The organism is Rhodocytophaga aerolata, assembly GCF_030503435.1.
Lineage (GTDB): Bacteria > Bacteroidota > Bacteroidia > Cytophagales > 172606-1 > Rhodocytophaga > Rhodocytophaga aerolata.
Window position 1 is genome coordinate 188,962 of the sequence record NZ_JAUKPO010000010.1, and the last position, 13,130, is coordinate 202,091.

Below are 13,130 nucleotides of genomic sequence, written 5' to 3' on the forward strand. Positions count from 1 at the left end.
ATGAAACGGGCATAGAAATACCTGCCTGCTGTAGCAGCAGGCAGATAAAGATAAAGTCTTGTTTACTTCTTACCGGTTGTTAGTGGTAAAGCATCTTCTTTTATAGGCAGGAAATGAAAGCCCAGATACGCTATTTTCCATGCTCCGTTATGCTTCTCCATCAGCCTGGCTCCCATACAGGTACCTAGTAACTGGTTTGTGGTTGTATCATAGGTAATCTCCTCAAACGTATACCAGGCTACCTCACCATAGATCCGGAAATTTTCATTTCGGCGTTCGATGCGGGACTGTTGCCATACAGTGCGGTTTTCGTCAAATTGCTTTTTCTTGATCTGCCTTAACGAATCAAAGCCATTGTAATACACTACTTTTTCCGGAAAACCTTCCCAATATCCATGATAGCGGAAGTAGGGTTCGTTGACGTACGTGCTTTGCCAGGCGTCAAAATCCTGTTTGTAATAGGAAGTGGTTTCCTGGTCTATCACTTTGCGGATGGCTTCTTTTTCCATTTCCAGGGAGCTGGCAGGTTGTTTAGCGGCCTGGAGGTTTTTCTGGCATCCGATAATGCTGATAGAAGCCATAAAACCTACGATTAGTCCTATAAAGAGGGAGATTTTAAGTGTTTTCATGTTTTGTATGAGTGAGTATTGCTGTAAAAATTGTTTTAAAAATTATTGCACCACCAGACGTTGTGTGAATTTCAGTTTGCCGATTTCCAGAGAAACCAGGTACATACCGGTGGGTACGTCGCCTACTGTAAAAGCCAGTTCGTATGTTCCTGCTGCCTGTGCTTCTGCCGGGCGGAGGGCTTGTACTACGGCCCCGGTAATGGATAAAAGTGTGACGGCAACAGGTGCTTCCTCGGTGAGCTGGTAGCGGATATAAAACCTTTCAGATACCGGATTAGGAAATAAGGTGAATTCAGCTTCAGTGGAAGGTTTTTTTATGTCAGCTTGTATATCTATCCGTGCTTTTGACAATACATTTTCCTGCGTATCTGCGGGTGGTGTAGAAGCCACAGGTATGTCTTTACTACTAGTTTCGACGGCAGCAATCTCGGCAGTAAATTCAGCTGTCGCATCTACTGTAAAACCAGGCTCCAGCAAAATGGCCTCCCCTGCCCTGAAATGTTTATTGTCTCCGGCTGTCAAGTGCACTTCTCCTGCTGTTTTCAGGATCTTTCGCGCATAATATTGGGAGGTAGAGAACTCTAACTGGCCATTTCTTAAAGCATTGGCTGGTAAACTTTTTTCGGTAAGCGGAGCAGCCAGTAAAGTTTTGGTAATAACCAGTACATCTATAGATTGGTTTAGAGAAACACCGGCAGAATCGCTGCCAATAGTTTGCCCTTGAGCCTGTATACAAACCAGGCAGAGGAAACACAGAATAAAATTTTTCATAATGATTTCGATGTGATAGATGGCTTATTTATTTACAGCTGCTTTTAAAGTCTCTACTTCCTGACGCAGTTGCTTGCTTTCTTCATGCGCCTGTAATAAATACAGGGTAAGCTCTTCAATTTTTTGCAGCAGAGTAGCTTGCATAGAACCAAGTTCTACCCCTTCTTTAGCCACCTGTGCTTCGGAGGGAACATCAGGTAAGTGCTTGTTTGCTTTAATAAAGCTTTCTACTTCTGAAAGAGGGCGTAACTTGTAATTCTCAGCAAAAACAAAATCAGCCCAATTAGTCTCCACAGTAATGCCCTTTGCCCTGACTTTGCCATTCACGGAGAGTTTGTAGTCGCCACTGTTGTTAGTGGTGCCCACGCCTAGCCAGCCGTTTACAGTCAGTTTTTGGTTATCGAACTCCCCGTAGAGCAGGGGCGTATTTGTGTTACTGTTGGCGATGTAGAGCTTGTGGGAACCCTTTTCAATAGAGCCTGCATAGTAGCCTATAAACACGTTCTTTGCTCCGGTCTCGTTTGCATAGCCAGCCCCTAATCCCAGAAAAGTATTGTTATCACCAGTTTTATGGTTGTAGCCTGCCAATCTACCAATAAAAGTGTTTCCATAACCGGTAGTATTTTTCATCCCGGCTGCCTTTCCAATAAAGGTATTATCATCACTATAAGTAGTATTCATCCCGGCTTTGCTGCCCACAAATGTGTTGTTGTGTGCATCAGTGCCACTCATTCCGGTCTGGTGCCCCAGGTACACGTTATCACTTCCCCAAGTATTCTTTTCTCCGGCCTGGCTACCGATAAATAAGTTGTAGTTGCCATAGTAATCACTATAACTGCCAATGTTGGCTTCTCCTGCCTCCCGGCCAATAAAGATGTTGTCGTGGCCGCCCTTATTGCTGTAGCCGGCAACCGGACCAATGAAGACGTTGCTGTAACCGGTGGTGTTGGCTTGTCCGGCTTTGTACCCAAAGAAAGCATTGTTGTGGCCGGTAGAGTTACTAAGGCCCGCTTCTGCTCCCATAAAGGTGTTCATGCTGCCTGAGGTGTTGTAACGGCCGGCTTGTTGTCCGAAGAAGGAGTTGGCATTGCCACTAATGTTCTTCTGACCGGCTCCGTAACCTGTGAAGGTATTGTTGTTGCCATACGTATTATCCTGCCCGGCCCAGCCGCCCAGAAACGTGTTTTCCTTGCCGGTAGTGTTATTATAACCGGCTGATTCACCAAGAAAAGTCAGGCCTGAGCCACTTTGATTGTTGTAACCAGCATCCGTTCCCACGAAGGTATTGGAGAAACCCCATGTGTTACGGAGACCGGCACTTACCCCAAGAAATACATTACGGTTACCGGTAGTATTCCTATAGCCAGCATATACACCCAAAAAGGTGTTGCGGTAGCCACTGGAGTTTATATCTCCGGCTCGTGCACCAATCATTGTGTTATAACTGCCAGTAGTATTTGAACCTGCCCCAGTAACCCCGAAAAAAGTGTTATTAGAGCCCTTAACGTAATCATCTTCCGATGAATACCAAATAGATAAATTGTCCTGCGCTAAGCTACCAGTAGCATAAGTAATTAATAAAACGAATAGGATAAAATATTTTTGAGTAAACATAGATATAAGTAAATGATTAAGTTATGATGGTGAGTATTTGAAAAAGGTTAAAGATATGATTAGCGTTGCCCTTTGAGTCGCGCATTTTCGAATTCTAACTTTTCTACTTTTGTATTTAGCAAATCTTGCTTTCTCTTCATTTCAAGCAGATACAAAGTAAGCTCTTCTATTTTTTGCAGCAGGGTAGCTTGCATCGGTCCTAAGTCTACACCTTCTTTAGTTACTTGTGCTTCAGAAGGTACATCCGGCAGGTGTTTGTGGGTTTTGATGAAGCTTTCTACTTCTGATAGAGGACGCAGTTTATAATTATCAGCAAAGACAAAATCAGCCCAGCTAGTTTCTACTTTGATGCTCTTGGCCCGGATGCCTCCATTGACTGAGAGCTTGTAGCCGCCTTCTGAGTTTTTAGTATCAATGCCCAGCCAGCCATTCACGGTGAGTTTTTTGTTGTCGAATTCTCCGTAGAGTAGCGGAGTAGTAGTGCCATCATGGGCAATGTAGAGTTTGTTGGAGCCCTTTTCGAAAAAGCCTGCATTGTAGCCTATAAACACGTTATGCGCTCCGGTCTCGTTTGCATAGCCAGCCCACGGTCCCAGAAAAGTATTGGCGCTACCGGTTTTATTGTTGACTCCAGCCTCCCAACCAATGAAGGTGTTTTCATAACCGGTAGTATTATTCATGCCCGCTTTGCTCCCCACAAATGTGTTGCCATTCACACCGGTAGCACTCATCCCAGTCTGGTGACCCAAATACATATTATCACTTCCGGTATTCTTTTCCCCGGCCTGGCTGCCGATAAACAAGTTTTGGTTACCACTATAACTATCACCAATATTGGCTTCTCCGGCCTCCCGGCCAATGAAGATGTTGTCGTGGCCGCTCTTATTGCTGTAGCCGGCCACCGGACCAAGGAAGATGTTGCTATGGCCGGTGGTGTTGGCTTGCCCGGCTTTGTAACCAAAGAAAGCGTTGTTGTGGCCGGTAGAGTTACTAAGGCCTGCTTGTGCGCCCATAAAGGCATTCATACTACCGGTGGTGTTGTAACGGCCGGCTTGTTGGCCGAAGAAAGAGTTGGCGTTGCCTGAGGAGTTCTTCTGCCCGGCTCCGTAGCCCGTGAAGGTGTTGTAGCTGCCGTAAGTATTCTCCTGCCCGGCCCAGCCACCTAAAAACGTGTTCTCTTTTCCAGTAGAGTTTCTGAAGCCGGCTGATTCACCAAGGAAGGTCAGCCCTGAACCACTTTGGTTACTGTAACCAGCATCAGTTCCCACGAAGGTATTGGAGACGCCCCATGTGTTAAGGCGACCAGCACTTACCCCAAGAAACACATTTCGGTTACCGGTAGTATTCGCAAAGCCAGCATATACACCTAAAAAGGTGTTGCGGTGGCCGCTTTTATTAGAAGCACCAGCTTGTCCACCCATAAAAGTGTTGTAACTGCCGGTAGTATATTTCCAACCTATACCCAGGCCAAAGAAACTATTATAAGTCCCTCTTAATTCATCAGAATCTACCACTGATTTGTTAACTGCTATATTATACTGCGCCCAACTTGTGGTAGAGAAAAAGACAAATAAAATAAAGCAAATAAGATTTTTTCGAGTAAACATGATTTTATAATAGTTGATAGATTTTGACGATAAAAAAGATTCTGCTTGATTACTAGTTTACTTTGGAAATTGAGCCATTTTTTTAATATTCCGGATCTGGTTTACATGCCTTTGGGTGTGGGCGACATTGGTCAGCATGAGCTGGTGCAGATCCCGGATATTCCATAGAGAGCCTTCGGTGTATTGCCTGAAGGTAAAGTGACTGCGAAAATCTGCATCTGTTGCTTCAATAAACCCGATGATTTTGCTGTGGCTCCGCACAAACTGCGCTATGGCTTTTTCCTGGCTGCACCACCTTCCCATGGGTTCCAACAGCCAGGGAGCCTGGTCTTTTTTTTCCTGATGGGTGTATTGCAGAATCTTGTCGTCTAAGCCTTTCACCTGTTCCTGGTACTGGGGCATAGGTGGCATCAAGGTTACAACGGACAGTTCGCGGTAATATGCATCCTGTTGTAAGCCCAGGTGTTCTACCACTTCCGCAATAGACCATTTGTCAGGCGATGGTTTAAATGTCCACTGGGCAACTGTTATATGCATTAGCTCATCCAGTAGCAATTGCCGCGAATCTGACAGCAGCTTCAGTAACTGCCGGCGTTCTTCTTTTGCCCACTGGCTTGCATTGCTTTGAGAGGGTTCAGCAGCAGAGGTCTGGGCAAGGCTATGGTGGCAGGCAAAGCAAAGCCATACCATCCCTGCCCAGGAGAGGGTTACTAATAAAATTTTCATGTGGTATTTTTGTAAAAGAAGGGGGTGAGAGATTTTCCTATATGTACAGGAAATAAAAACAGAGTGGAGCTTGCTACTAAAGCATTGTTCTCAAGCAATATCTTAGCCGGGATCGTGCGCTAGCAGCAAGCACGTAGGGACTTCTTACTCTAATCTGGTAGCCGTAGCTGAGTTTTCAAATACTCTTTCTGGTTTTCCTGTTTTTTTGTGCTTCAACACATAGGTATAGGTTAGGGTATCGCCATCCAGTGCGCCTTCGCCACTGATTTCTACTTTTTCATCACTATCTTCTAAAACCTGGGAAATGTACATTTTATTCCCCTTGATGCGGGCAACCACCCCATTGTTTACATATCTGAATCCTTTTAACTCCACTTTATCTTCCCCTTTGGAAGAAGATTGTACTTCCAGTTTAAACTGAAAAGCTCCTTCCCCATTATTGTTGTTTTTATCAATCACTTTATAAGAACCCAGAAAGGGAATTCGTTCTTGTGGATTAACCGATTCGCCCTCGTCCTTCTTGCAGCTCATAAGCATGGATGTAAAAATGACGAATATTATAATCAGGCCACGCAGGCTTACTACTGTTGACAGGTGCATTTGTGCATTGTTTGTTGTTTTCATAGTTGTTTTAATTTGTGGGTTTGTATTAGCTTTTTTATTTAGTGAATAATTGTACTTTTTACATATCCGGGGAATGTCTTGCCAAGTTTTTTGTCTGTTGAAGACGTTGCAAAAGTAGGTTGGCAGAGGGCTTTTTGGCTAACACAGATGTAACAACTTTGAACACAAATGTAACATGCTTGATTTTTATTTAAATAATCTAATTAAATATTCATAATTCACTATTATTGAATATAACAAGCTAAAAAATTTACAAAATAAGAAATTGAATTTTTACGGTTTGTGGCTATTCCAGTAAAAAGTAACTGACAGGATAGGAAGGAAAGGAACTCTAGGGAAAATAGCAACAGCTTGTCCACCTCAGCAAGTGGACGAGCTGTTGTACAAAACGTATGGAAGCAGGCTGATAAAGCAAGAGGAAAATCAAAACTCATTAGCCGTGAGGACTACCTATGCCAAAGGAAGCTAGGCTAAGAAGTTATCTAGCGTGTAGCGAAGCTGTCGGTAGCCTGGTAAGCTGCTATATATTCGTTCGGTGAGCGGCCATACTGTTCGCGGAAACATTTGGCAAAATAGGAGAGATTATTGAAACCAACTTCATAAGCTATTTCGGTGATATTGCCCGTATGGCCCTCCAGTAATTTTACGGCTCTTTTCAGACGCAGCGTACGCAGAAAGTCGGTGGTAGATTGTCCGGTTAAGGCGGTTAGTTTGCGGTGTAATTGCATGCGGCTCATGCCTATTTCATGGCTAAAGGCTTCTGCTCCAAATGTGGAATCTCCTAAATGAGATTCGGCAATTTGCATGGCCCGTTGCAGAAATTTCTCATCGGTAGAAGTAACTTCTATGTTGATAGGTTGCAGCAGTATTTTTTTACTATAGTGCTGCCGGAGTTTTTGCCGGTTATCTATCAGGTTTTTTGCCCGTATCTCCAGCTCCCGCACATCAAAAGGTTTGGTGAGGTATTCGTCTGCTCCCTTCTCCAGCCCGGTAAGTTTGCTTGCTGTTGCAGACAAAGCTGTCAGTAGAATAACCGGAATATGACAGGTGCATTCTTCTGTTTTAACAATGCTGCATAGTTGAAGGCCATCCATATCGGGCATCATCCAGTCGCTGATGATCAGGTCGGGCATGGTGACTCTGGCTTTTTCCAGGCCTTTTAATCCATTTTCACTCTCAATTACCCGGTAAGTAGCCTCCAGTTTCGTGCGGATATAGGTGCGCAGATCTTCATTGTCTTCCACGACTAATACCAAAGGCCGCTCCTCTCCTGCTGGTAAACCTATATTTAGCTCCTCAGGGTTAGAAACCGCAACTGTAGCACTGGCAGGCCGCTGATCAGTGCCTATACTTATTTCCGGGTAGCTTTCTATACGCTGGCTAAGCGCCTCTTCTGTAGCCGGAGTATAGGGCAGGTGTACTACAAACCGGGCTCCTTTGCCTTTTTCACTTTCTACCTGGATGCTGCCCTGATGCAGGTCTACCAGTTCTTTGGTTAGAGCCAATCCAATGCCAGTGCCTTGTCCATCACTGTAGTAGGTAGTTCCCTGGTAAAACCGTTCAAATACTTTTTCCAATCCTTCTGCCTCAATACCTGCACCGTTATCTGCTACCACTACTTCCAGGCTTGGAGCGGAACCTTCCTGGCCATGTACCTGCACCTCCAGGTGTATTTTTCCGCCATCTGCTGTAAACTTAAATGCATTGGAGAGCAGATTCATAAAAATTTTTTCCAGCTTATCTTCATCAAAAAAAGCAGGCAAAGCTGCGTAAGGCAGCCGCAGGTCAAATTCAATTTGCCGGTTGTGCGCCAGGGAGGAAAAAGAACCAGCCATTACCCGGAAAAAATGCGCCAGATCTCCCTTAACAGGTGCCAGGTGCATCTTGCCCGATTCTACTTTTGATAGATCCAGTAACTGGTTAATGAGCTGCAACAGGCGGTTGGCATTGCGGTGCATCATACGTATTTCACTATAGTTTACTTGTATCGATTCTCCGCTTTGCTCTCCGGCTAGTTTATCCTGCAAGTTGCTCAAGATAAGGGTAAGCGGGGTACGGAATTCGTGCGAAATATTGGCAAAAAAGGTTGATTTCACCTGATCCAGTTCTTTCAGTTTTTCTGTTTGGTGGGCTAAAGCGGTAGCCTGCTTTTCCAATATAACTGCTTGCTGTTCCAGTTGCTGGTTCTTCTGGGCTACTTCTGCACTTTTTTCCAGCAATAGCCGGTTTTGCCGGATTTTCAACCGCTGGCGACTAAGCAATAAGCCAGCTATAAGTAAGGTAGCTAGCAGACCTGCCGCAATTCCGTTTCTTACCAGGGTAGCTCTTTCCGTATCTTTCTTGAGCAACTCTCCGTCTTTTTTCAGCAGTTCAATTTCTGTCTGCTTCTTGTCTAGTTCATAATTAGCTTGCAATTGGGCAATCTGGCGGGTTTTTTCATCATTATGCACGATATGTTGTGCTTCTACAAAGTTTTTGTGGTATTGGTAAGCCTGTTCATACTTTCCTTGTTTTTCTGCTACCTCTGAAAGCAACAGGTATATGTCTGCTATCAGACTTTTAATTTCCAGTGATTGCGCTAATGCTAAAGCCTGCCGGGCGGTGGCTATACTTTTATCCAGGTTATTGGTATGCTGATACACATACGCAAGTGACTGCAAGGTATACGGCATTAGATACTGATCGCCTGCTGCCTGATGGAGTTGCAATGCTTCCGACAAATAATGTAGAGCTTTAGAATAGTCACCCAATCCGCCATCTTTTCCTCCTCCATAGGTTATGCCAATATTGGCCAGAACAATGCCTTTCTGATCTTTATCTTGCTCGGTGAGGCCTTCCATAGCTAAATTAAAATAAGTAAGTGCCTGTTGATATTGCTGTTTTTTCAGGTAAATATCTCCGATGTTGTTAAGTACCTGGCTCACTTTCCGCCCTTCTTTAAATATTTTTTTGCGGAGGGTAAGCGATTTCAAATAATAATCCAAAGCTTTGTCGTACTCCTGCTGCTCCACATAAATATTGGCCATGTTGTTGAGTGCAGAAGCAATTAATGCTTCATCGCCAGTCTGCTCACTGATTTTCAAGGACCTTAAATAATATTCCAGGGTTTTAGGGTAGTTGTTTTGTTTATGATAGATTAACCCAAGGTTGATTAGGGCAAGCCGCTCGCCTTTTAAATTTCCTAATTCTTTATGTAGTTGCAAGGCTTTTTCATGCCATTGAATCGCCTGCGTATAGTTATTCTGGTAATAATTTCCGCTTCCTAAAAAATGATACGCCTCAGCCTTGCCTTTACTGAAATTTAGCTTTTGTGCTAAGCTGGCGGCTTGTTCGGCATATTCGATTGCCTTGGCAGGGTCGGCGAACCCGTATTGATTACTGATCTGGTTGAGTAGTGTTACTTTTGCCGTATCCATTGCCTGCGGAAGTTGATGGAGCAGGCTGTCTAGTGTTTTTTGCTGTGCTATACCCGGACTAGCAAGACAGGCAAGGAAGAGAACAATAACATGGAATAAGAATTTCACAGGCATATTTTGTACTGGCGGTAAATACAAACGTTTCTTTCATGACTGTGTACATACGTAATTCAATCTTCAGCAGAAGAGTAATATAGGCAAGCAAACAAGTAGATAGGGCTCAAAGCGCTTATCTTAAACAGGTTGTACACGATGCCATCTTGATGAAAAAAAAGGGAGTGAGTAACCGGTACTTTCTGCTAAACTTTCAAAAAATATTCATAGAATCAGCTATGCGATAGAATAAATCTTTTAACAGCTATCTGTTAATTGGCTTCATACACTGCTTTTACCTGTTCCAGCATCTGCTCAATTTCCTTTTCTGGCAAATAGCGGCCATGTTTAACTACCGCACTGATTTTTTTGGAATGAGTGATAGACTCCAGCGGATTGGCTGAGAGCAAAACCAGGTCGGCCACTTTGCCTACTTCCACGGTACCATACTGGTCTGACACCTTTAAATACTGGGCAGGATTGATGGTAGCTGTTTCCAGGGCTTGATACGGGGTTAAGCCTGCTTTTACAAATTCTTCCAGTTCCCGGTGAAGGCTGAAACCATAGGTATAAAACCAGTCGGGTGTATCGGAGCCTGCCATCAGTTTACATCCATTCGCCTGCAGTTCTTTTACTATCTTTTTCCTAATGGCTTTGTACCGCTCTTTCATTTCTTCCGTAGGGTTTACTCTGGTGAAATAAATGGTTCTACGCCGCCAGTATTCTGGTCTGCGTGAGGCAGGAGTAAACTGATAATCGGGCCGGGAAAGAATTTCCAACGAATCCATGCCATAGCCAAAAGCATTTTGCAGAAAATTGCTGGTGGGCGTATTATAGACATTGTTCTCTTTTACCAGCCGGATGATCCCGGAAATTTTGGAAGTATCTACCTCAAATATACTTGGCCAGAAATCCTTTTTCCACAGGTTAAAATCAGAAATACTTTCTGTATAAGCAGAACCCTCTTTAAGCAACGCATCCAGGTACTGATCCAGGTGTTCTATCTGCTGCCCGGCTTTGAGTGCATTTATCAATTTAATTTTAGGTCCTACATGCCCCACCACTGGTATGCCAACTTCTTTTGCGGTAGCAGTGATCTGGTTATAGACGGGCAAGGAAACATCTACGGTGATTTTTACAAATTCATAGCCTTCCTTTTTGATGGCTCTGATCACAGAATCGGCCTGGGCAGGCTCGGTAAGCAAATGTCCATGAAGGTCCTGGGTATATTTTCTGCCTACAATTTCCGGGCTGGCTACATACAACGTAGGCCCCAGCAACTGCTTGTTTTTGATTTGCTCACGCCACTGTAAATGGTGCTGGTAACCATTCATCAGCCGTACGGAAGTTACCCCATTACTGAGCAGCACTTTCAATTCTTCCGGTCCGGCTTCCTGAGGCATAGCATCATCGGAAAACAGGTGCACATGCATATCCATCAGGCCGGGCATCATATACTTTCCTTTAGCATGTACTACTCTTCCGGCTTTTGCGGACTTTTTGCCGATGTAGGCTATTTTCCCATCCCGGATCAACACATTCTGGTTCCTGAGCACCTGGTCATCTTTCATGGTGATGATATGCACGCCTTTAATCAGGATGTCTTCGGCTTGTACAGGAAGCCTCAACAGAAATAAACAGCCAAGCAGAATGATGGAAACGGAGTAGATATATTTCATAGGTTTTTGGGTAAAAGTAGTCGCCAGCAGCTACCTAGAATACAGCAAAACCTGGCTGAAAATCAACCAGGTATCAATGAGGCAGGAAGCTTCTATAAATATATCGAATGGGCTTGTAAAAGTACATACCCCAATCCGGGTGATATTGGAAATTGAGCCATCAGGCTACATTCATGGTTTCCACATTTGCCTGTTTTTCGAGATGAATAATGTGGTCAATCAGGTTTTCTTCCCGGCTCAGGTTAAACTTCTTCCGTAAACGGTAACGTGCTTTTTTTACACTTTCCGGGGAAATACCCATAATATTGGCTGCTTCCTTCAGGTTCATGTTCAGCTTTAGCAGTGTACAAAGCTTGAGTTCGTGATTCGTCAGGTCGGGGTAATACGCTTTGAGTATGCGGTAAAAATCTTTGTGTACTTCGCCGAAGTTGCGCTGAAAATCTTCCCAGTCTTTGTCTATCTGCACACTTTGTTCCATAAGGCGGCTCAGGCCATTTAACTCCCTGGTATTCTCTGTATTTTTCGATTTTTTCAGCTGGTTCAGGTTCAGTTTCACCTCTTCCATCAATTCATTTTTCTGAATAAAGTTGAGCGAATAGCTGGTAAGTTTTTTATTTTTCACTTCCAGTTCTTCTATCAGCTTCAGTTCCTGTAACCTGGCATTTTCCAGTTGAGCTTTTGCCAGTGCCTGTTCTGTCTGGTAGATCTCCTGATTCTTAATCAGCAGTTCTTTATTTTTCCGTATCCGTAAGCGTTGCCGGCTAATGATCAGGTAGGTAATGACGGCAATAGCTCCCATACCCATTAATAAACCATTTTTCAGCAATTTCTGGAAGCGGTTGTGTTCTTTGAGAAGGGCTAATTCTTGCTGTTGTGCTTTCAGCTTTTGTTCTTTTTGCAGGGTTTCATATTTAGTCTGCATCTCAGCTATTTGCCTGGATTTTTCCAGATTGAAGAGGCTATCTTTTTTAGTCATAAACTCCTCAAAATACGCAGTAGCTTGTTGATAGTTTCCCCGCTGTTTCTCCAGATCTTTTAAGGTTTCATAAATAGAAGTTAGCCATCGAAGGGTATTTACCTGCCTGCTTATGTCAATGCCTTTGAGCAGGTATTGCTCGGCTTCTGCATACTTTTTCTTTGCCAGATAGGCTTTGCCAATATAATAGTGGCACATGGCTATTCCTTCTCTGTCCTCAATGGCAGAACGAATTTCGGTTGACTGTAAAAAGTAAGCCAGGGCCGTTTCCACATTATTTCTTTCCAGGTGTAACTGGCCCAGATTACTGTAAGACACAGCTATGGAATACGTAAGATTCTCTGTTTTGCTCAACTGCAAATGTTGCAGATATAATGTTTCTGCTTTGGCATATTGCTTCATTTGAAAATACGTATTGCCCAAGTTATCCAAAGTGATTATCTGCAATTTTTTATATCCAGTAGTTTTAGCCATTGCTAATGCCTGTTCAAAATACTTCAGTGCCTGTGTGTAGTTTCTCTGGTCGTGGTAAACAAGTCCGATATTATTATACATGCTTGCCACTCCCTTCCAATCTTTAAGTTTTTCGTATATTGTTAATCCACTGATCAAATACTGCAAGGCCTCCGGATACTGGCCTCTTGCCCAGTGCGATACTCCGACAATGCGGTTGCCAAAAGCCATTCCTGGCTTATAAGCAAGCGAAGTAGCCAGTTGAATAGCCTGCTTTCCAAAATCTTCGGATTTCACCGGATCTACAATCCAATACTCATAACCTAATTTGTTGAGCAGATTTACCCGCACTGTATCGGCCGCCTGATGTACAGAAAGCTGCGCCGTAAGTTTATCTATTGATTCTTTACTAAAGGAGGGGAACGAAAACCCAATAAGCACCAGACAGGCAATCAGAATTTTCATGTGGGTACAGGGTGTTTAGATGGAAAATCAACTGCTTTTGGTCACATATAAGATGCACTATCCTGAAGCGGTAGTAT

General features: G+C 43.8%; 9 protein-coding genes. All 9 read right to left on the reverse strand.

What is annotated here, in order from left to right:
• Positions 1-62: 62 nt before the first annotated feature.
• Positions 63-629 carry a nuclear transport factor 2 family protein gene (locus tag Q0590_RS18315; protein ID WP_302039035.1) on the reverse strand — a complete coding sequence of 189 codons (567 nt, stop codon included), beginning with the start codon at positions 627-629 and terminating at the stop codon, positions 63-65.
• Positions 630-671: 42 nt separating this feature from the next.
• Positions 672-1,400, reverse strand: coding sequence for a T9SS type A sorting domain-containing protein (locus tag Q0590_RS18320; RefSeq protein WP_302039036.1), 729 nt, complete (start codon positions 1,398-1,400; stop codon positions 672-674).
• A gap of 24 nt (positions 1,401-1,424) precedes the next feature.
• The gene (locus tag Q0590_RS18325) at positions 1,425-3,014 is read right to left on the reverse strand and encodes an autotransporter outer membrane beta-barrel domain-containing protein (protein WP_302039037.1); all 1,590 of its coding nucleotides are present in this window, start codon (positions 3,012-3,014) and stop codon (positions 1,425-1,427) included.
• Positions 3,015-3,073: 59 nt separating this feature from the next.
• Positions 3,074-4,621 carry an autotransporter outer membrane beta-barrel domain-containing protein gene (locus tag Q0590_RS18330; RefSeq protein WP_302039038.1) on the reverse strand — a complete coding sequence of 516 codons (1,548 nt, stop codon included), beginning with the start codon at positions 4,619-4,621 and terminating at the stop codon, positions 3,074-3,076.
• 57 nt (positions 4,622-4,678) lie between these two features.
• Entirely contained in the window at positions 4,679-5,347 is a 669-nt protein-coding gene (locus Q0590_RS18335) for a DinB family protein (RefSeq protein ID WP_302039039.1), read from the reverse strand.
• Positions 5,348-5,491: 144 nt separating this feature from the next.
• Positions 5,492-5,971 carry a hypothetical protein gene (locus Q0590_RS18340; RefSeq protein ID WP_302039040.1) on the reverse strand — a complete coding sequence of 160 codons (480 nt, stop codon included), beginning with the start codon at positions 5,969-5,971 and terminating at the stop codon, positions 5,492-5,494.
• Positions 5,972-6,453: 482 nt separating this feature from the next.
• A complete protein-coding gene (locus Q0590_RS18345) occupies positions 6,454-9,495 on the reverse strand; it encodes a hybrid sensor histidine kinase/response regulator transcription factor (RefSeq protein ID WP_302039041.1) in 3,042 nt (1,013 codons plus the stop codon).
• Positions 9,496-9,752: 257 nt separating this feature from the next.
• Positions 9,753-11,159, reverse strand: coding sequence for an amidohydrolase family protein (locus tag Q0590_RS18350; RefSeq protein ID WP_302039042.1), 1,407 nt, complete (start codon positions 11,157-11,159; stop codon positions 9,753-9,755).
• Between the two features lie 160 nt (positions 11,160-11,319).
• Positions 11,320-13,053, reverse strand: coding sequence for a tetratricopeptide repeat protein (locus tag Q0590_RS18355; RefSeq protein ID WP_302039043.1), 1,734 nt, complete (start codon positions 13,051-13,053; stop codon positions 11,320-11,322).
• Positions 13,054-13,130: the final 77 nt, after the last annotated feature.

Bases quoted from the DNA above. Each gene is read 5' to 3' on its own strand.
- Q0590_RS18335 (WP_302039039.1), bottom strand. From the start codon at position 5,347: ATGAAAATTTTATTAGTAACCCTCTCCTGGGCAGGGATGGTATGGCTT.
- Q0590_RS18355 (WP_302039043.1), bottom strand. From the start codon at position 13,053: ATGAAAATTCTGATTGCCTGTCTGGTGCTTATTGGGTTTTCGTTCCCC.
- Q0590_RS18340 (WP_302039040.1), bottom strand. From the start codon at position 5,971: ATGAAAACAACAAACAATGCACAAATGCACCTGTCAACAGTAGTAAGC.
- Q0590_RS18350 (WP_302039042.1), bottom strand. From the start codon at position 11,159: ATGAAATATATCTACTCCGTTTCCATCATTCTGCTTGGCTGTTTATTT.
- Q0590_RS18315 (WP_302039035.1), bottom strand. From the start codon at position 629: ATGAAAACACTTAAAATCTCCCTCTTTATAGGACTAATCGTAGGTTTT.
- Q0590_RS18325 (WP_302039037.1), bottom strand. From the start codon at position 3,014: ATGTTTACTCAAAAATATTTTATCCTATTCGTTTTATTAATTACTTAT.
- Q0590_RS18320 (WP_302039036.1), bottom strand. From the start codon at position 1,400: ATGAAAAATTTTATTCTGTGTTTCCTCTGCCTGGTTTGTATACAGGCT.
- Q0590_RS18330 (WP_302039038.1), bottom strand. From the start codon at position 4,621: ATGTTTACTCGAAAAAATCTTATTTGCTTTATTTTATTTGTCTTTTTC.